We start from the raw sequence: 22620 nt of genomic DNA on the forward strand, positions 1-22620 counted from the left end.
TTTTAATTATTATATTTTTTCATATATAATATAGTATAGTGTTTAGTCGATTTTTGTTAATATTAGTCTTATTTTATTATTCATATATTAATATATTGGTTTGCTTATACTTTTTTATTTAATTAATAAAGAGGTTATGAACGAATATACACCCTTAAATATATCCTTCATAACCTCTTTATATTTCTAAACTAACTTTCCCATAACATTAAATATTCTATAAAACCAGAATCATCATTTTTTTGTTCCTTTTTAATATTAAATCCACAACTTTTATAAAAGTTAACTGCATTTATATTTTCAACATATACACATAAATCTAAACTTTTATATATAGATTTACAGTAATTTAATAGCATTTTTCCTATACCTTGTCTCTGATGATCCTTTGCAACAAATAATGCTCCAATAAATGATTCTTCTACGATACTTATAAATCCTTGAATTTTACCATCTTCCTTATATATAAATGTTTTTGAAGATGGTATATATTTATTTTTAACAAAATTATAGTTTTCAATCCAATATTCTTTTGGAATAAAACTATGAGCTGAAATAGTAGTTTTTAACCATATCCCCATAACCTCTTCAATCTGTGAATCCTCTAATTGCTTAATCATATTTTCCCCTTCCATTCCCCACTATCTTATACTAATTTCTATAATATATAAATTGTTATATAAATTAATTATTTATATAATTTTTAAATACATCTGTGAAATCTTTCTGTTTATATGTTTTTCTTCCTTCCTTTATCCAATTAAAAGAATACTCATTAATATTCTTAAATAAATTTACTATATCACCATCTTGTATTTTACTTGAACTACAAGCTGTTGCTGCTATATTTAAGCTTTCTTCTGTTTTTTGAAGCATAATTTCATTTTCTTGAACAATTTGCCCAATTCTAATTAAAGACTTATAAAGATCCTTAAGTTGTTCTATTTGCGATTTGTTTACATCAATAGAAAAACCTTCTTCACCTATTATAAATTTAATTTCACAGTCTAAATCTACAGTTCCTGCAGTTTCTAAATAAACCTTCTGTATTACATTTTTATAATAATCATACCTTTTAACTAATCTTTTTTTACTCACGACAGATGTTCCATCTACGTGAATTAAAGCTAAATTAGTAAAACAATATTCATCAGTTCTTGATTTTATCATAAAAAATATTTTTTCCCCATCTTCATGCATTATATAATCATCAGCATCAACTTTATTAAAATCTTTTGGATCTATTATTTTACCAATATCACTTAATCCTAAAGCATCTGAAGCTAATTTTTTTAACATTTTATTACCTCCTAAATGTATTTCTATATATTTTATCTGCTTATTTAATAATAACATAGACTGAATTTTCAAACAACTAAACCATATAATTAGAATTTATTTTACAATTTTTTCATATATATTACTTTATTTTCAAATACTATCCACTTATCTTAAATATTTTTAATTCTAAAAATTAAATAATAATATGAAATTAAAGACAGTAGACAAGTTTCTTTAAAATTAAACTTATCTACTGTCCAAATTTATAAGGATTTATTTTTTGCTTTCTAAATATTTATAATTATAGTATTTTTATTTCCTCTTTTTAAATATTAAAGCTCCGATTGTTGCCATAATAGTTCCAAAGAATCCTAATGCTGCTCCTGAAGTTCCTCCTGTATAAGGTAAAACTCCAGTCCCCTTACCTTCACTAACATTACTATTAACTTTACTGATAGTATCAATAGCATTTGTAGTATTAGGCTTTTTAGTATTTTTTTCTTTATTAGTTTTATCTTTTTCTTTATTAGTATTAATATTAGTATTTCCACTGTTGTTATTAGGATTAATATTAATATTAGTATTTCCTCTATTGTTATTAGGATTATTAGTGTTATTTTCACCTTTATTGTTTTCATTAGTACTATTGTTAGTAGTATCACTAGCTAATTTCTTTAATTCTTTTATAGCACTTTCTAAATTACTCTTAGCCTCATCTACCTCATTTTGTTTTGCATCTTTTTTTGCTAATATAGCATTTGCAGCATCTAAAGCTTCTTTGTAAGGTTTCCAAGTTTCTTTAGTATAATCTTTTTCTACTAAATTAGAATTTAAATTAACTACAACTTGTAATTTATCCTTATCAACCTTATTTACTGGTGGTACTTCTTCTTCACCAGCTCCAACTTTAAGTGTTACAGAATTAGACTTAATAGTCTTTCCATTTAAATCAACACTAGCAACTAATGTTGTTATTCCATCCTTTAGTCCTATTATCTTTTCACCTTCAACTTTAGCAATATCTTTATCTGATACTATATACTTAACTTTAGCATCCTTTAAATCAGCCTTTGAACCATTATTCATTAATCCATTTAATGAAATTAAAGAAATATCAAATGGATTTTCTCTGTCTAAAGTATTAACTGAAAGACCTAAATTAACTTTATTAAGCTCAGGCTTTTTAATAGTATCATCTATTTTAGAAACATAAATATTATCTAAAATAAGATCAGCATATCCTGATTTTTTATCTATTGATATATAATAATCATCTTTATCACCAGTTGTAAATTTATTAGTTATACTCTTTGGATTAGTATATTTTCCTTCTTCAATATTAGTACTATTAAGAGGAATACTCACTAAGCCTCCATTAGATTTAGATTTAACATTTACTGTATACTTTGGAGTATCATCTTTAAGAGAATATAAGAATCCTAATTCATAAGTTGTATTTGGTTCTAATTTAAATGTAGATTCTTCTGTTATTAGCATTTCACCTTTTTCATTTGACTGTTGATTAGTTTTTAATGAAAATCTTCCATCAAGAACCCAATTCATTTTTTGTCTTCCATATAAATCTTTTTCAGCTAAGTGGCTTCTATTTGAAGTACCTCTATTAGGTCCTAAGAAAAATGGTGTAATACCTTCATCTACATTTTCAAAATCTTCGTAGAATATATATCCATCTTTATTAGTATGTCCTGGATGTTCCCAAATTCTAAAATCATCTACAATTACATCTCCATTTCCTTTAGCTGCATCAATATAAATATTAGCATTAGTAATGCCTTCTGGAACCGTAAATTCTACTTCCATTCTTGTAAAGTTATCATCTAAATACTTATGGCCTTCACCAGCTCTTTTTTCAGCACTTCTAGTTATTATATTAGTTTCAGTTTTATCTCCACACTTTATACCTAACGTAATTTTTCTATTTCCATCATTTTTAACCCATGCAGATACAGAGTAAGTTTTTCCTGATTTTAATCCTTGAATATTTTGAGATATTTTACCTTGTCCGTTTGAAATAGAAACTACATCATTTCCTGCTCTTCTAACTGCTGTTTCATTTATAAATTTAATATGATCTGTATTTCCTTCTTCAGATTCCTTACTCCAAGTTTTCCATTCTTGAGAATCAAACCCATTATCTTTAATAAGTACTCCTTCTCCCCATGAATCGATTCTATCCTCAGGTATTTCTCCTTTAGTTACAATATATGGAGTATTTTGTTTAACATTTAAATTTACCTTTCCATTAATAACATCTACAGTACCAACTTTGACTCTACCTAAATCAGTTAATTCATATACATATACATTACTTAAATTTCCCCAAGACTTTGGTAATTCCCATTCTGAAGTAGTCCCAAATGGATTCCAATGATAAATTTTATCTTCTCCATTTTTAAAGTTCCACTCTAAAAATAACTTAGTTTTACCTATACCAGTTTCCCCTATTGTATTTTCAGGAGTAGTTGCAACTAATCGTCCATCTTTATAGTAGTTAATATCTGCTCCTTCTCTAATAGCTTTCAAGTTTTCATTGAAAATAACTTCATCATCAGTCATTTTCATAATATCAAAATGTTGCATGTATTTAGTTGGCAATACTTGATTATAGAATGTATATAATCCCTTTTCTCCTTCTATAGCATGATTATTGCCCCATCCATTTGATAATAAATGTTTACTTCCTTTTAATAATGGATTTGCTAAAAATCCATCTTTAGTGCTATTTCTTATAAATCTTAATATTTCACTTGTACCACCTTTGTTTGGATACGCAGGATCTGCACCCCAGTGATTCCAAATTACATGTTCTTCTAAAGGACTATGGAATTCAGTTGCAACTGGATAGCCTAAATTATTTAATTTTTCACCTAACTGATGAGCATTCCATCCATTTCCTGTATAAACATCAACATATACCCATCCTAAATCTGGCGCATCTTTTTTAAGTTGATCTAATCTTTTAAATAAAGCTCCAGTAGTTAAATCAGCTCTTTGGTTAACATAATATGCTTGATCTAGCCAGTTCCATCCTTTAGCATTTTCATTAACTATTCCATCTGGATATTGAAAAGCATCTAATTGATATTCTGTAGCATTAATATGCACACCAAATTTAGCATTATATTTAGATCCTTCTTTTATTAAAGTATTAAAATCTTTAATTCCACCTTGCCTTATACCAAAATGTCCGCAATAATCTGGAATAACATCATCATGACCTTCTCCTTGATATCCTTTTTCAAGAACCATTTGCCCAAAACCATCTGTATAGTTATATAATTTTTTAACTGTATCTAATGTTCTTAGGAATGGACTTTGAGTATACCCAATGTTAAAAGCTATATAAGAAAGACTATCTTTAATCATTTCTCCTCCCATAGGTGCTTTAACATTATTTCTATATTGTATAGCAGCATCTTGCCAATCTATGTTCTTATCATCATTCATATCTTTTGTTATAAATACTTCAGTCCATAAGTTTTCTTTATCTCCATAAAACTTAATATCAGAATTTTCAACTTCTCTATAGGTCCAAGTTCCAGTTCCAATTCCTGTAGACTTATAACCATTCTTATTTTTAGTATTAAGAAGAATTCTATTAGAATATTCAATAACATTATTATTCATAGTTATAGCAAAATTATTATCATTAATAAATGCATAGGTTTTATTTTTATTAGATGGTTCAAGATTTTCTACTGTATTTATTTCATCAGTTATTTGATGCCATTGACCTGTTGATAATACTGCTGCAATAGCACCACCATTATCACTTCTTACAGTTGCAAAACTATTATTTGGGAAAGCAACTTTCTTAACTAGGAAATCACCTGCTTCTTTTATATTAGTTACTTCCATTCTTATTTTATTATTTTCAACAGATATAACTACTGTTAACGTAACTCCAATTTCATCTATCACCATTGTATAATTAGCCTTATTTTCTTCTAAAGAACAAGTTACAACTGGAGAATAATTCTTTCCATTTATAGATACTTTATTAAATCTATCCTCTTGTCCAACTAATATAGAACCATCATCTTTCCATTTATATTGAATTACTCTTGGAAAAGTATTATCAAGAGTAACAACCATTTTATCTGATTCAATTGATTTAACTTGAACTTCTGGCAATTTGCCTTCATTTTCCTTAGCTATTTCTTCAACTTTAACATTATCTAAAGTTATAGTTTTATTTGCAAACCAGCCTACCAATCCAATTTTGCCTGCTGTATTTGGAAGCTTATCTGATATGGTAGTTCCTATAACATTACCATCTATTAATAATGTCATTTTATTCCCTTCAACTTCCAACTTCATTCTATATTTTTTATTAGCTTCTAATTTAAATGATCCAGGAAAAGAGCCATAGCTTTCAGATCCATTATTACTTGACTTCCATACCCATGAGCCAGCATCATAACAAATAGCTCCCCAATTATCTGCATCTTTAATTCTAAAACCTAAACCAATTCTACCTGTATCACTATTTACGGTAAAGTCCGTTTCATATGAAAAGTTTTTAATATTAGGTGATGCCATATCAGCTGATATTGAAACTCCATTCATTGGAATATTAACAACTCCATTTTCTACTATAGCCTCTTTATCTATTGGCTTTAAAACTTTCCAGTTACCACTAGTTTTTGAAGTTTCAAAATCAGTTGAGTAATTTATCTTTCCTCTTACATTTATATTTGCTTTAACCTTAGGAGTTCCCTCTGCAGCTCCTTTTATTTTTCCTTCAACAATAAAATTTCCAGCTGTATTATATTTTGATGGATCAACATAATCCCAAATCACAACTTCTTGTCCAGCAGTACCATCACTATAAGTTACATTAACCTTATAAGGCAACTCTGGATTTACTTTTAATAAAGTTTCTAATGATATATCTTGAATTTTCGCTATACCTGTAACAGCATCCTCATCTAAAGACTTAATTTTTAAATAGTCAACAGCTATATCCTTATTATCAAACCATGTTCTATATCCAAATTTACCTGCTTCTGTAGGGAAGTTTCCTAAGGATACAGCTCCATTAAATATTTCTTTCCCATTTACAGTCAAAATTACATTACTTCTTTGAACTTTAACATTCATAGTTACCCATTGATTACCTTCAATAGTTGGTCCTGAAATATCATCTTTCCAGGCAGTTGAAGTTTCTATTAACCACTTGCCTGCAGCTGTTTCTCCACCATTGTAACCAATAAAGCCATAAGAATTTGCATCCTTCCCCCTAAATATAATACCAAATCTCCCTGCTTTCTTACCTTCTTCTGGGCTTATTTTAAATCTAACTTCTGCTTCAAAATCCTTTACTTCTGGACTTTGATCCTCTAAAAATATAAATTTATTTCCCTTTGCAGCATCTCTTTTAATTTGTAAGTATCCATTCTTCCCTTCTGTTTCTGGCACTGGATTATCCATATTCTTAATAATATTTCCTCCTCCGCCTAAGGTTGTCCATGAAGTACTTGAGTAGTCTGCATACTCTTGATTATACTTATAATTTGTCTCTTTTTTTTGTAATGTAGCTGCATTTTCCGTAGGTGCATTTTCTATAACTACAGTTAAAGGATTTTCTTCTGCTAAAGCAGAAACTGGAATTTGACCCATTGTTATAGCAGCTGCTATAATAAGTGCAATGTTCTTATTCATATACTTTCCCTTCATAAATATCTCTCCCCTCAAACCATGAATATGTTTTCATGGTATTATTTTACTATATTTCCATTTTATTTAAATTAACAAAGTTGTTGTTTTTATTAATAATATTGCTATTTAGTTAACTTTATTAAATATTTGTTAATATAACTCTTGTAATTTCTATTAATTACATTATTGTATTAAAGTATAAAATTTATATAATTATATACAAAAAAAAAAGAAGTGAAATCTCACTTCTTATAATATATTTTTAATTTTTTTATTAATTAATAGCCACTCTATATATTTTTTACATCCATAATATTATTAAATGCTTAAGTTATAGAAAAATTATATTAGAACTACACTAAACTAATACTTAGGATCATAAGTAATTTTATAATATATATTATTATCCTCTATTCTAATAACTTCTGAAGTATTATCATCTATTTTATTATAGAATTTTATATGTTTGTCATATTTTCCATTAAAATATCCTTCAACGTATTCATTTATAACATTATAGTCTAAATTATTATTTTCACCTATAATATACTTCCTAAACTCATCTAATTTTGAGTCCTTAAACTTAAAATCTTTATCTATATTTTCTATTGAAGACTTAAAAAGAATATCTGCAAATATCCATTCCTCATTTTCAATATTATTTGTTAAATTTGTTGAATTAATACTTAAATCTATATTAAATCCTTCTTCTTCAGTAAAAAAATGAGTAGATTCTGCTCCATTTAATTTATTAATTAATAATTCTCTATTTTCTTCTGAAGATAATGCTTTAACATCCTCTAAACTTTGAATGTATTTCAATTTTAAGGAGTTTTCTTTAGAAAATTCCTTTACTTTTTCTAATGTGATTAAATAATTATTTGCTATATCATCATTTCTAGTATTTATATCTGAAATATTATCTCTATTAGAATTAAATCTATCTGGAACAATAAAAATAGCATTATTTAAAGATTGCCCCTCTTTATAAGTGTAATCTTTATAATTAATGTTCTCTACTTCTCCATTTTCCTTATTTTTTAAATCTAATCCACATCCAGATATTATTATAGAAATCATTATAATTAATAATATTTTTATTTTTCTATATTTAACTTTCATATTATATATACCTCTTCTTAAATTAATATAATAAATTTATTTTTCACTAAAAATTTTTATTTATTATATTTAGTATTTAAATTTAATTCTATATTACTTTTTCTTCTATATATTATTTTTTATTAAAATTAACCTTATGAAACCTTTCTGTAAAGTTTTTTTTAATATTCTAATATTATTTTGATTTCATTTTAATTAGTCTTTGTACTTATTAATATAAAATTAGTCTTAGACTTAATATATATTAAGTTGTATATTATATAAGCTTCTTTGATATCATTAAAATTCCACCTTTAATTATTATTAATTACTAATATAACATCTATTTATTTATATAATTTAGATTTTCTTTTAAAATTTCTTTAATTATATGTAAATTCCCCTAAAATTTTTGATTAATTTATGATGACCTTATAAAATTTAAAAAATTATTTTTTAAAAATCTTTATTGAAGCTTTCCTTTTCTTATTTAAATATAATCTCATCGATAAAAAATAAAAGCTAATACCATTTAGCATTAGCTTTTATTTACCATAAATTTAACGTCTACACTAGTTTTAATAAGTAGCTTAATTATCTTTTGACTTAACTATTATTTCTATCTTTCCTTTAGCTGACGCCTCCTTATTCTCTTTATATGATACTTTAAATTTAGGCGTAGCTTTCATTCCAATGCTCTTAACTTGAAGTATTATATCTCCTCCATATTGATTAAAAACAATAGGCTTTAATACTGTTGAAGTTTCATCATCTAATACAGGAATACTAACCTTAACTGGAAATTCATCATCCATATTTTTATAATAACTTACTATGTCTCCAGGTTTTAAATCTCCAACTTCTAATATTCCATAATATTCTTTATATAAAGCTGCCCTTGGATTTACTTGATAATCTACAATAGTAAATTTATTAGGTATTTTAGTTACCTCCCAATTTTCATTGTCATAAGATACACTTAGCTTAATACTTTGTTGCTTTCCTTCTTGTTTAGTTGCAAAGTATACTCTTCCATTTTCAACTCCAAAATCTAATCCAGTAAATTTAACTTCCCCATTTTTTTCAGATACTTTGCTTGCAAATGGCTCCTTATCATTTATATTCTTGTACAATAATACTTCATATCCCTTTGGTACATAATGAAATAAAACTTCATCATTTACACCTTTATTATTAGTTGCCTTAACAGTATTCATTGGTATATTTTCAGTTGTAGGTGTATATGAATTTTCAAATAATTGAAATTCGTAGATTCTTATAGCCTTCCAAGGTGTAACCCCTGGATGATCTATATATAACCTAAATATTTGTCCAGTTACAGGTTCTTTTAAATTTCTATCTACAATCCCTTTATTATTATCTGTTACAACATCTACATCTTTAAATTGTCCACTTTTATCCAATACTTGCAATCTAAAATCTTTTGTATTTGTATCTTTAGCTTCTCCTCCAGCCTCTCCGTGCATTGTTACCCATCTTTGAATTGTTTTTTCTTCTCCTAAGTCTACTTCTAACCATCCACCATACATGCCTGTAGTTGTACACCATTTACTATTATTCTCTACCGTTCCATCTACAGCTTTTATTGCAGGTTCACCAGAATTTTCTGTACTTGCCTTAACACTTTTGTTTAAAGCAAGATTAATTGGATGCTCTTCATTTGGCACTTCTGTTGAATCACCAGGCATATTCCACTTAAACTTTAATGCTTTAGATTTTCCTCTATTAAAATTCTTATCAACTGCAACTACCTCAAAATTAAATTCTGATTCATTTTTATATCTATTAAATGGTGATATATAGTATGAATTATTATAAGTTGCCCCTACAAACTCTTTATTACCATCTGGCTTAACTCTATAAATTTCGTAAAAATCCACTCCACTTACATCTTCCCAATATATTCTTGCTTCTGCCTTTTGCGCATTATGGAAAAGTTCATCGTCTAACATAACTTTACTTGGTGCTGAAAGAGTTTTATTTTCACTAGCTTTTTCTATTGATATATTACCTATATTTATTTTATAATCTTTTATATCTTTTTCACTCTCAAACTTTAATGATATTGCAGATATTGTTTTTCCTACATAATCACTTAATAATATCTTAGCCGTATTCCATTCACCTGGTTTTCCATTTTCAACATCTAAGAATTTAAAGTTTCCTTCATCATAATTTTCTCCAAAACATAATCCTATTTTCATATTATTCTTGTCTAATGGTGTTTTATAAGTAATTGATAATTCAGTAGTACTATCCGTTACTTTTAAATTTGTACTATACAATTTAATATGATTTGGATTATCAGCTTCTAAATTTCCTTTAACTACTAATGAACTTCCACCATTAAATGCATCACTTCTATCAAAATCTGGAGTTAACTTGGAACCATTTGACTCTACTATCCATCTCCATGTTGGTAAATAATCTTGAAGTGCTCTATTATTCCATGCTTTATCTCTTGATAACTTACCATCTATATAGTATGCCTGTCCATGTCCTAAATTAAAATTCGTAATAAATGGTAAATCATTTATAGCTGATTTATCTGCTACATAATTTGAAAGTCCTACCCACCGTTGAGTTGTATCTGAATTTGAAGGGTCTCCACTTGGACCTACCCAAAACTTTTGATCATGTTTATAGAAATCTTCTATCCCATTAGCCATTGAGAATGTTGAGTTTGGACAATACATTGCTAAAGAAAGTTTTAATTTTCCTTCATTATCTAGTAAATGCTCAACTGGAAATCTGTCATTGTATGCATTTTGTTGAACTTCTACCCCTGCATATACATCATATTGACTTCTACCAACATCTTTAGCCGTCTTAATACTCATATCAACCTTACTTAAATTTGGATATGATGATGAAGTTCTATCCCAATTATAATTCAAGAAAAATTCATCTGTTACTCTCTTTCCTTGATTTTGAAAAAAGCCTACATTTCTAGGATTTAATGCATCTTGATAACTAACCGGACCATCTGTTGTCATAGAATCATACCATCCAATTCTTATATTAGGAGCTTTTTCATGGATATATGTGAAAAATTCAACCATAAGCTTAGCATCTTCTTTATTACATCCATAACTTTCTTGATTTATAAACCATCCATCAAAGCCATAAAAATTTGCCATCTGTATCATTTTATCTGCAACTAGAAAACTACCATCTTCATTTTTAACTAAAAACTCTCTTATCTGCTTAACATATTCATCATCACTATTTGGACTTGATCCCCATGGGAATCCTACAGTACCTAATACTGGAACACCATTTTTATGTCCTGCATCAATTACATCTGCTGTTGGTGGGACAAATATTCCTCTACTTGATCCCCCCCAATAAACATAAGAGTCAACATATTGCCAATATGAGAATACATAAGCATTTTCTGTATCACCACCTTGTGATGGTGCATTATCTGTTTGTGGATTAGTTAAAGCACAATTCATTATTTTAGCATTTGGATTTGCATTCTTATTTACAACTGATCCTGTAAACCTATCTTTTAACTTTATACTAGCCCTGTTATATCTTACAGCTTCATCACTTTCAGGAGTCCACTGTAATAAAGTTTTTATACTATATGCATTTCCTATAGGTTGAAGTGAATTCTTAATTGAATAGTTTGATAACACTTCCTTTCCTTGAACTATTTCAGCCCTTACATGTGCTGTATGTCCTTGAATGATCATTGTTCCCATAGCAAGTGCCACTGCACAGACCATTGCTTGTGAATTTCTTTTTTTTCTGAAGCTTCTTTTTTTCATAATAATACACTCTCCTTTTACCATAAATAATTTTTATGATTATTTAATTTACATATTTTTTATTAAATAAATATATGTATTTAATAAATTCCCATTTGCGTATTTAATAACCACTTATTAATATCGTTTACATTAGAGATTGTAAAATTTTCTTTTTAATATAGAGTAGCTTATTCCCCATTGCCTTTTTACTATATATTAACAAATATTTCTTATTTTGTAAAATATTTTTTAATAAAATTATAATTTATTTTTAATTTTATTATGTTAAAATTTAATTGGTATAAAATTCATATTTTTTTATTTAATTTATAATTACTAATATTATTTAAAATCTATTAATAATTCATAATATACTTTTTAAAATTTTATATCGGATAGTTTATTAAAATAAGATTATATTGAATTATCAATAATTAATTCAAAAATCTTATAATTAAATTAATAAAAGTCTCTGTTATTAAAGATTAGTACTTTTAAAATTAATATAGATAATTAAAATCAATTAAACTTATTTACAAAATAACACCGTCAACTAATTGTGTTGACGGTGTTATTTTAAGTAAAAGAATAAATATTTAATTGTTTAAATATATCCTTGATTATTTCTATCGAAACCTCTTGAAAAATACTAGACTGAAAATTCATATCTAATCCCTACTTATATAGTCACAAACTAATTTTAACTTATTTATCTATAAAATATATATTTTTATTAAAAGTTATCTTTTCTTATTCTTGCATAGTAATCTACTAAATTTCTATCATATTCCTCATCTAATATTGGTGAATTTAATAGCATATCTGCTGATGATCCACTCATTGCAATTGCTACATCATATAGCACACCAATTCTAAGTAGTGCTTTTACGTCTGGATCATGAGGTTGCGATGTTAATGGATCCCAAAAGAATATCATTATATCTATTTCTCCATTAACTATACTTGCACCAATTTGTTGGTCTCCACCCATTGGACCACTTTTAAACCCCTGTACAGCTAGTCCCGTTTTTTCGTTTATAAGTTTAGCTGTTGTTCCAGTTCCACAAAGTATATGATTTTTTAATATATCTTTGTTTTTTTCAGCCCATTCAATAAGTGCTTCTTTTCTATTATCATGTGCTATAAGTGCTATTTTTTTAACCTTATTCATTTTGTACATACCCATAGTTTCCTCCCCTATATGTTCTAGTAGAATTATAGCATACTGTTTTTTATTATGAAAATGATAAAAGCTAGAAATTTATAAATATTTATAAATTTCTAACTTTTTGTTTAATCATTCTTTACCATTTTACAAGAATATTTATTTTCCCCATATTCTTTGGGATTATATCACTATTTAATGGTTTCCCATTTATTTCTATTCCTTTTTCTTTTGATTTTACAACATTAATTGTATAATCTTCATTTTCATTTTTAATATTAATAGTATATTCATTCCAGCTTTCTGGAACACAAGGAATAATTTTGTATCCCTCTCCTTTTATCTTTCTTAGACCTAGAATATTTTCAATTCCAACCTTATACATCCAACCTGAAGCACCAGTATACCAGCTCCAACCACCTCTACCACCGTGAGGTTCTTTTATATAAACATCAGCTGCCATTACATAAGGTTCTACTTTATATGTTCTTGCCTCTAACTCTGTATTAGAGTGATTAATTGGATTTATCATATTGTAATACTTCCATGCCTTATCCCCTAAGCCTAGCTTTGTTAATGCAAGAATTACCCAAACAGCAGCATGTGTATATTGCCCACCATTCTCTCTAACTCCTGCTACATAGCCTTTTATATATCCTGGTTCTAAATTAGACTTATCAAAAGGTGGTGCAAGTAACATTATTAATCCTTTATCTTTACTTACTAAATATTTATCTAAGGCCTCCATAGCTTCTAATGTTCTTGACTCTTTACCAGCTCCTGAAATAACAGACCAACTTTGTGCTAATGAATCTATTTTACACTCATCATTTTCTCTTGAACCTAAAGGTGTTCCATCATCAAAGTAAGCTCTTCTATACCAGCCTCCATCCCAAGCATTTTCTTCAAGGTTTTCTCTTACAAATTCTTGGAACTTTTCATACTCTTCTTTTTTATTCGTGTCTTTCATATGTTCACATAACTCTTTAAACCCATCAAGGATTTTATATAAGAACCATCCAAGCCATACACTTTCACCTTTTCCCTCATTACCTACGGTACTCATTCCATCATTCCAGTCACCGCTTCCCATAAGAGGTATATTATGCTCTCCAAATTTTAATCCTCTATCTATAGCTTTTATACAATGCTCATATATAGTTCCATCCTTTGATGAATTATTAACTATTGTATATCTTTCATCTTCACCATCTCTTAAAGGTTCATCCTCTAAATATGGAGCCTTCTCATACAATATGTCATAATCTCCAGTTGCATTTATATATTCTATAGTAACATATGGTAACCATAATAAATCGTCAGAAAATCTTGTTCTTATTCCTGAATTTACAACTGGATGCCACCAATGCTGTACATCCCCTTCAACATATTGCCTTTGTGCACTTCTTAAAATCTGTTCTCTTGTTATATTTTCATTTAACATTCCTAAAGACATTGAATCTTGAAGTTGATCTCTAAAACCATAAGCTCCACCTGATTGATAAAAGGCAGTTCTTGATAAATATCTACAACTTAATGTTTGATACATAAGCCATCCATTCAATAAATAGTTCATAGAGTCATCTGGTGTCTTTACTTGTATATTTCCTAGGAAATTTGACCAATATTCATTTACTTTTTCTAATTCTCTGTCAACTTCCTTTATATTTTTATATTTATTTATCTTTTCTTGCATTAGTTCCTTTGTTTCTTCTTGACCTAAAAGTACTACAACTTCCTTTTTTTCTCCAGCTTTTAAACTAATCTTAATAGATGAAGCTAAACAAGGATCTAATATTGCCCCAGATTTATTTGATAAACCTTCTTCTTTTAATGCTTTAGGTAGACTTAAATCTTCACCTATACCTATAAATTCTCTTCTATCTCCAGTAAAGCTTATATTTTCTCCACCTTGTATAGACAAATAAGCTTTTAGTTTACCAAAATATTTTGAATAAGGATTTTGACCCCATATATAGTCTTTCTCAGTATATGTACTTATATATTTAGCACTTGCATAATTATATACACCAAGAACTAACTGTGCGTAATAGAATAATGATATTTCTTTATTACTTGATGATAAATTTTCAAGTGTTACTCTACAAAGCTTTAAATTTTCTCCCTTAGGACAAAAGACCTTCATTTCTCCACTAATATTATATGCAGTATGTTTAAAAGTAGAGTAACCAAAGCCATGCTCTATAATATATTCTCCACCATCTCTAACAGGTTTAGGAGTTATACTAAAGTAAACACCTGTAGTATTATCTCTTATATATAAAGCTTCCCCTAAAGGGTCCATTACCCAGTCATTACTCCAAGGCGTTATTTTATTTTCCCTACTGTTTCCACACCAGGTATATGCTGCTCCCACCTCGGAAATATGGAAGCCAAAATCCTCATTAGAAATGACATTGATCCATGGTGCTGGAGTATTTTCATAGTTTTTAAGCCTAATTATATAACTATTATTTTTCCTATTAAATCCTCCATAACCATTAAAAAAGTCTAATGACTCTTTATCAAAGTCAGATTTCCCTTTTTCAGTATTTCTAATTTCTAATAAATTATTCTTATGAGATGTTTCTTCTAGATGGATATTTTCCTCTTCTACTTCCACTTTTATTCTCTTTATACCTGAAAGTTCCTTATGTCTTATATAATTTTCTTGAGTTTCTGGATAAGCTTCTCTTAATTGCTTAACTAAAGCTCCATTAGAGGAATCTACATATAGTTTTGAAATCCCAATTAAGAAATCTTTTATTTTCTCTCCCATAGTAGCTTTATTATGTATAAAAATTCCTGATGCTTTATTTATTAAATCCCTTGATGGTGAATTTCTAATAGTTGCTCCAATATTCTTTTGTAAAGGCTCTTCGTAAGAAATTTCCTCTTCATTATATATAACTAAATCACTCTTAAGACCTTTAGTTCTAAAATAATAATGCATATTAACTAATTGCCTTACCAAATCAATATCTTCATCGCATTTAACATCAAGGATTATAATTGGTAAATCACCAGAAATACCATAAGCCCATAAGTTTTCTTGATTCATACTTATATTTTTTATATACTCTTCTCTATTATTTCTTCCTGTGTGTAAAAATAATATATATGATGATAATCGTTGATATAAATTAGCTTGTGCTGATTTAATTCCTAAATATTTAAGTTCTAGTTGATTAAAGTGATTATAACTTTCTAAAGTAGTTTCTATTTTACTAAAATCTCTATACTTTTTAGCTAAATTTAGTACTTCTTCCTTAGAGTCTCCTACTAAAGTTATATAGCAAATTTCTTTTTCCTCTGAAGCTTCAAGCTTCACTCTAGTTCTTAAACTCATTATTGGATCTAAAACAATGCCGACAGTATTATTAAGTGGAGCATCATTATCCATTGCTTTAGGAGATTTTAAATCTCTATTTCTTCCAATAAAATTTAATCTAGAAGTTTCATAAGTTAAAGCTCCATAATTTCCTCCTTTAACATAAGCTGTATGTAATATGTAAGGAGTTAATCCACCCTTTGCTCTTGCCCTTCTATTTCCTATTAAACTTTCTGTTTCTTCATCATATTCAGTACTTATAAATAAATTAGAAAAACTAGGATGAACTGTATCTCCTTCAAAGGATTGTAAAGTTACCTCTAAATAACTTGTTATCTCAATAGTTCTTTGTTTTTCTCCATTATTTTTTATAATAATTTTTCTTATTTCAACATCATCTTCTGGTGATAAAGTTACTTCATAATTTGTTTCAATATTTCCTTCTTTTCTTTTAAAAGAAGCCTTATCCAATGTAAATTCAATTATTTCATCTTTATTATTTTCTCTACAAGGTTCATAGGTAGCACTCCAAAAATCATTTGAATTTAAATTTTTTATATAAAAGAACATACCTGATGTATCTGTTGTACTATCTCCCTTCCACCTATAGATACTCATATCATTCTTTTTAGAATATCCACTTCCCGTTCCAGTTATCATTGTTGAATAACTTCCATTTGACAGTAATAAAACTTCTGGATTTTCTCTTTTACCACCCTTAAATACTCGTGGTACAAAATTTTCTCTTTCAATTCTAGCTTTAGAAGTATATATATCTACTTCCCTTTCAAAGGTTATATTAGCTGGTATCTTTTCTTTTAATAATAATTCAACAGCTTTAATTTCTGGTATCTTATGAAATCTTTCTTGAAGTATATTCTTATTTAATACATTATCTAAAGCCATTAATGACATTCCTAAATGGTGAACCATATAACATCTAACATCTTTTTGTTCTTTTTTATCTTCTTCACCTTTTGTATAATCTATAGCTTCTATAAAACCATACTTACCAGTTGCACCTATACCTTTAAGTCTTTTTAAGTTTTCTACAGCACTAAACTTATCATATGGTAATGTCATTATTGTAGAGTATGGTGATATAACAAGTTCATCTTCAAGACCTCTTTTTAATCCTATTCCTGGTACTCCAAATGCCTTATATTGATAATTTTCAGAAGCATCAAAATGATAGTATGCAGACTCTGAAATTCCCCAAGGTATTTGTTTCTTTTCCCCATAAGCTTTTTGAGCTTTAATCACAGATGAGTATGTTAAATCCCATAATGTATTATCAAAGCATTTCATTATTTGATAAGGCATAAAATATTCAAACATAGTTCCACTCCATGAAACTAATGTTTTCTCTCCAAATGCTTTAGCCATATTTCTGCTTAAGTTATACCAATGCTTCTTTGGAACTTCTCCTCTTGCTATTGATAAAAATGAGGCTATTCTTGCTTCTGACGCCATTAAATCGTAATATGAATTTCCAAGTGAATTCTCTTCTAAATTATATCCAATAGAAAATAATCCTCTTTCTTCGTTATATAAAAATTTAAAGTCCATTTCTTTTATTATTAAATCTAAATTATTTATTATATTTTCTATTCTCTCATTAAAATCTTCTAATTTTGATATTTTCTTTTGTAGTATTTTTTTATATTCATTTCCAGAAGCATTACTTATATCTTTTAATAGATTTATTAATTCTATTAATGTAATTTGATTATCATAATTTACTTTATCTTTTATTAATTTTTCTATTCCATCAAAGATATAATTATAAAAATCTACTTTTCTTTCTATTTCATTTTTTAATTTATTTATCCAATAATTATCTTTTTCTTCAAATTCACTATTTTCTTTTCTAAGTTTCTTATTTATGTCTAAAAGACTTTCTTCTAAAAGATATTTATAGTCTATTAGCTCTATTTCATCTGGTAATATATCATATATTTCTTCTTTAATTTCTTCTCTTACAAGTGAATATGTATCTTTTAAAGAGCTTAGTTCATTTTCTCTAATAAGTGGTTTATTTTTAAATTCTTCTAAGGTATTTTTTATTATTAAAAGATATCCTAAAAGATTACCACTATCTACTGTAGATACGTAACGTGGCCATAATGGTTTCTTAGTTCTTGTATCATACCAGTTTAAATAATGACCATGAAGTTTTTCTAAATCCTTCATTCCTTCTAATGAATTTTCTAATCTATAAACTACATCTCCTAATGTTGCATATCCTAAATCGTATGAAATTAAATTTGTTATTAATCCCATTCCTATATTAGTTGGTGATGTTCTATATGCTAATCCCTTATAAGGTTTTTCTTGAAAATTATCTGGTGCTAAATAATTATTTTCTTCATTAACAAAGTCCTCATAATAAGCCCACGTACTTCTACTAATAACTCTTAAAAATTCTTCATCTTCTAATGATAATCTTTCACTAATAACATCTTCCCTTTTAGATATCTTATATGCAATAGCTGGTGCTAAAACCCAAAGTAAAACTAATACTAAGTTTATTAAACCTACTATAAAAGTTTCTTTAAATGATAATAAAAATAATACTACTCCTATAGCTGGAGATATCCACATAGTTTTGTAATACCATGAAAGTGTATTAACTACTGAGGATTCTACATCTGATGCTGTTTTCCATTGAAGCAAATTCTTTTTTGATATAAGTGTTCTATAAATTGTTCTTATTATAGCATCAATCATTAAATATGCTTGATATGGGATAAAGCTTAATATAAGTATTATTTGTTTTAAGCTTTTAAATGTTCCCATTAATTTATTTTTAGGAGTAACAACAAAATCTGTTACAGTAAATACAAGTGGTATTATTATAGCTAAAAATAATAATACTGCAATTTGACCTGCTCCATTAAATAAAGTTAATGTTAAAATTAAACCAATTAATAAACTTGGTGCAACTAAACTCCTTCTAAGGTTATCGAATATTTTCCACTTAGATAATAAGCTAAGTTTTGATGAAAATAAAAAGCTAAAAAGTTGCCAATCTCCTCTAACCCATCTATGAAGTCTTAATGCACTTGAAGCATAAAAAGCTGGATATCCATCTATAACTTCTACATCTGTTACTAAAGCACATCTTGCAAATATACCTTCTATTAAATCATGAGATAAAATTTTATTTTCTTGTATTTCATCTTTTAACATATTATAAAAGGTATTTATTTCTAAAATTCCTTTTCCAGTAAATATACCTTCTTTAAATAAATCTTGATAGGTATCTGATGCTGCTGTAGAATAACCATCTACCCCTGCATCTCCTGCAAATATTTTAGAAAAATACGTTTTATTTTTATCTTCTAAATGTACACCTACCTTTGGTTGCATTATTCCATAGCCTCTAATGACCTTTTTATTTTCTATAACTGGCTTATTTAATATATGAGCCATAGAAGCAATTAATTTTTTAGCTGCTCCTAAAGGTAAAAATGTATCTGAATCTAATGTAATTATGTATTTAGCATCTTTTAATGTGCTTATATCACTACTAATTATGTTATAGCTAGTTGGCTCCCCTTTTATAAGAGCCATAAATTCCATTAATTTTCCTCTTTTTCTTTCGTATCCCATAAATATATTTTCTTTTTCATTGAAAATTCTTTCTCTATTAAAGAAATAAAATTGATTTTTTCCGTCTTTAAAATATTTTTCATTTAATTTTTGTACTATTTTCAAGGCTTCTTCATTTATTATATTATCTGTATCTTCTTCTTTTGTTTTGCTATCTTTAAAATCTCCAAGTAGTGCAAAATATATGTTTTTATCTCTATTTGCTAGATAATATAGTTCAAGTTTTTGAAATAATTCTATAGCCGTATTTTTATTTGATAGTATTGTAGGTATTACAACTATTGTCTTTTCTTCTTTTGGTATTCCATTAGAATAATCTAACTTTGCTATATGATCTTTAGGGTAAATTTTAGCTATATTCCAGTTAAACAATGCTATCACTATTTCACTAGCTGGTATTAGCATTATTAAAAACGCTATTATGTATTGTGTTAATGTAAAATTTAAACCTAATAAAGATATTAATAGCAATACTCCTAAATCAATAGCAAGTGTTGTAAGTGTTATTGATGAAACATATTTAATTGGAGATACTTTCTTTTCTATTTTTTTGTTAAAGTTAACCGCTTTTAATAATTCATCTAACCCATTATCTATTATGTAATATCCAACATGTGTTTTATAAAAAGCACTATCTTCATTTATTGCCTTTTCTGCTAAGTCTAATACCTTATTTACTAAAATAATTTCAGAAATATTTGTTTTTCTTGATATATATTCTATCTTATGTCTGTAATAATCCTTAGTTTCAAAATCCATATTTTTATATAATTTTGCCGGGTCTTTACAAAGTATTTTCTCAACTTCTGAAGTTTTATTGAAGAAGCTTTTCCAATCTATTGCATCTATTATTCTTAAAGAACTAATTATTACTCCTATAGAGCTTTCTATTGCTCCTTCTTCCATATGCTCTTTTATTATTTCATTTTCAAATGAATTTTTTTCCTTTGTTTCAAGTCTATTTAATGCAAAATTATAGACTCGTTCATCTTCTATTGAATTATCTCTTAAAATCTTAAAAAATCTATCTATAAATTCTGCTGAAAATAATCCATCATGAAGACTTTTATCATCTCCCATATATTTTTCAGTTTCAGTTATATTCTCTTCAAAATTATTTTTTTTCTTAGGATATTTCTTTTCAAGCTTTTCTAACATAAAATCAATTTTCCCATTATTAATTGAGTCTATGATAGTATTTGCAAGCTCTTTAGCTCCCGCTCTTTGTTTTTGTATTACTACCATTTTGTTAGTTACTTCAGCTAAATTTATTATTAGTGAAACTCTAAGCATTAAAGGAAATGCCCATAGTTCCCCCATAGTAAAGCTTTCATTCATTGAATTTACATATTCTATTAACTCTTGCTCCTCTATTTTTCCATGGGTGTTTAATTCATAATCCTTTGCATAAATATATATTCTTGGACATGAACCTTCTTTATCTTCTACAGTAGGTAAATTAGCAAAATAATTAAATGGTAAATTAAATTTTATTTGTTTATATTCCTTTTCAATAAGATAAATATTATCAAGTAACCACTCTCCAGCCCCTATAATATCCTCATTGTGTTTTACTAATTTATTAATATATCTATGGTTGTGTACTATGCCATTAAAGGCATCATTTAGCTCTGATAAAACTGTTTTCCTACTGCCTACTGACTTATTATCCATTTTAATACACACTCCTTTTCATAAGACTAAGGTTATTATTCCCAAGATTATTAATTATTAATCATTTATAAAAATAAAAAACGTCAACTATAAAATACTAGTTGACGTTTTTTTATTTAATTTTTTAATTCTTTAACTGCATTTCTAGTTACTATTAATTTTTCTTCTATCTCTTTTAGATTATTTCTTGCCATTCCTAAAAATAACATATCTATAACTGCTAATTGAGATATTCTTGAACTCATAGCACCTTCCCTTAATGATTTTTCTACAAATGGTATTTTAAGAACTATATCTGATAAACTTGCTAATTTATTATTTATACTTGCCTTAGTTATAGCTATTACAGGTATATTTATTTTATTAGCATTTTCTACACACTTTAATACTTCTCTTGTTTCTCCTGAATATGATATAGCTATTGCTACATCTCCTGGTTGCATTAATATAGATGAAGTTATTTGCAAGTGACTATCTGAGTGAGCTATACATCTTTTATTTATTCTTGATAATTTATAATAGAAATCTAGACCTACCAAACCAGATACCCCTATGCTATAAATATATATGTTTTTAGCGTTAATAAGTAAATCTATCGCCTTATCAAGTTCTTCTTCCTTTATTAGTCCAACAGTTTTATCCATTATAGAATCAAAAGAATTTTTTATTCCATAAATTATATTTCTAGTAGATAAATCCTTGTCTAAATACTCGAAGCCAAGAGCCTCTTCATTTTTATCTAAGCTAATAGATAATTTTAATTTCATTTCATTTAAACTACTAAATCCCACTTTCTTTGCAAATCTTACAACTGTTGGAGCTGAAGTATTAGTAGCATCTCCAATTTCCTTAGCAGATAATGAAATAATACTCTCCTTTGTTAAGAGTAAATAATCAGCAATTTGCTTTTCACTCTCTGTAAAGCTCTCATAGTTTTGCTTAATATACTGTAATATATCCATAACTCACATCCAATCTAAAACTTATACTGC

8 protein-coding genes are annotated in these 22620 nt (G+C 27.3%); all 8 read right to left on the reverse strand.

The genetic code is table 11. The features are described from left to right. Nucleotides 1-191 precede the first annotated feature (191 nt). Nucleotides 192-620 (reverse strand): N-acetyltransferase, encoded by a 429-nt coding sequence (locus ACYQ1T_RS03980; RefSeq protein ID WP_459832066.1) that lies wholly within the window; start codon nucleotides 618-620, stop codon nucleotides 192-194. 64 nt (nucleotides 621-684) lie between these two features. Beyond that, nucleotides 685-1299, reverse strand: coding sequence for a PH domain-containing protein (locus ACYQ1T_RS03985; protein WP_459832068.1), 615 nt, complete (start codon nucleotides 1297-1299; stop codon nucleotides 685-687). Nucleotides 1300-1593: 294 nt separating this feature from the next. Continuing rightward, entirely contained in the window at nucleotides 1594-6966 is a 5373-nt protein-coding gene (locus ACYQ1T_RS03990; protein WP_459832070.1) for an endo-alpha-N-acetylgalactosaminidase family protein, read from the reverse strand. 360 nt (nucleotides 6967-7326) lie between these two features. Then, the gene (locus tag ACYQ1T_RS03995) at nucleotides 7327-8085 is read right to left on the reverse strand and encodes a hypothetical protein (protein WP_459832072.1); all 759 of its coding nucleotides are present in this window, start codon (nucleotides 8083-8085) and stop codon (nucleotides 7327-7329) included. A 569-nt stretch (nucleotides 8086-8654) separates the two neighbouring features. Beyond that, nucleotides 8655-11861 (reverse strand): endo-beta-N-acetylglucosaminidase, encoded by a 3207-nt coding sequence (locus ACYQ1T_RS04000; RefSeq protein ID WP_459832074.1) that lies wholly within the window; start codon nucleotides 11859-11861, stop codon nucleotides 8655-8657. 715 nt (nucleotides 11862-12576) lie between these two features. Further along, the gene (locus ACYQ1T_RS04005) at nucleotides 12577-13029 is read right to left on the reverse strand and encodes a methylglyoxal synthase (RefSeq protein ID WP_459832077.1); all 453 of its coding nucleotides are present in this window, start codon (nucleotides 13027-13029) and stop codon (nucleotides 12577-12579) included. 118 nt (nucleotides 13030-13147) lie between these two features. Beyond that, entirely contained in the window at nucleotides 13148-21628 is an 8481-nt protein-coding gene (locus ACYQ1T_RS04010) for a glycoside hydrolase family 94 protein (protein WP_459832079.1), read from the reverse strand. 116 nt (nucleotides 21629-21744) lie between these two features. Continuing rightward, nucleotides 21745-22590, reverse strand: coding sequence for a MurR/RpiR family transcriptional regulator (locus tag ACYQ1T_RS04015; RefSeq protein WP_459832081.1), 846 nt, complete (start codon nucleotides 22588-22590; stop codon nucleotides 21745-21747). Nucleotides 22591-22620: the final 30 nt, after the last annotated feature.

This window comes from Clostridium carnis, from assembly GCF_054657435.1.

Coding starts and splice junctions, on each gene's coding strand:
- ACYQ1T_RS03995 (WP_459832072.1), bottom strand. CDS start 8,085: ATGAAAGTTAAATATAGAAAAATAAAAATATTATTAATTATAATGATT.
- ACYQ1T_RS04000 (WP_459832074.1), bottom strand. CDS start 11,861: ATGAAAAAAAGAAGCTTCAGAAAAAAAAGAAATTCACAAGCAATGGTC.
- ACYQ1T_RS04015 (WP_459832081.1), bottom strand. CDS start 22,590: ATGGATATATTACAGTATATTAAGCAAAACTATGAGAGCTTTACAGAG.
- ACYQ1T_RS04010 (WP_459832079.1), bottom strand. CDS start 21,628: ATGGATAATAAGTCAGTAGGCAGTAGGAAAACAGTTTTATCAGAGCTA.
- ACYQ1T_RS03985 (WP_459832068.1), bottom strand. CDS start 1,299: ATGTTAAAAAAATTAGCTTCAGATGCTTTAGGATTAAGTGATATTGGT.
- ACYQ1T_RS03990 (WP_459832070.1), bottom strand. CDS start 6,966: ATGAATAAGAACATTGCACTTATTATAGCAGCTGCTATAACAATGGGT.
- ACYQ1T_RS04005 (WP_459832077.1), bottom strand. CDS start 13,029: ATGGGTATGTACAAAATGAATAAGGTTAAAAAAATAGCACTTATAGCA.
- ACYQ1T_RS03980 (WP_459832066.1), bottom strand. CDS start 620: ATGATTAAGCAATTAGAGGATTCACAGATTGAAGAGGTTATGGGGATA.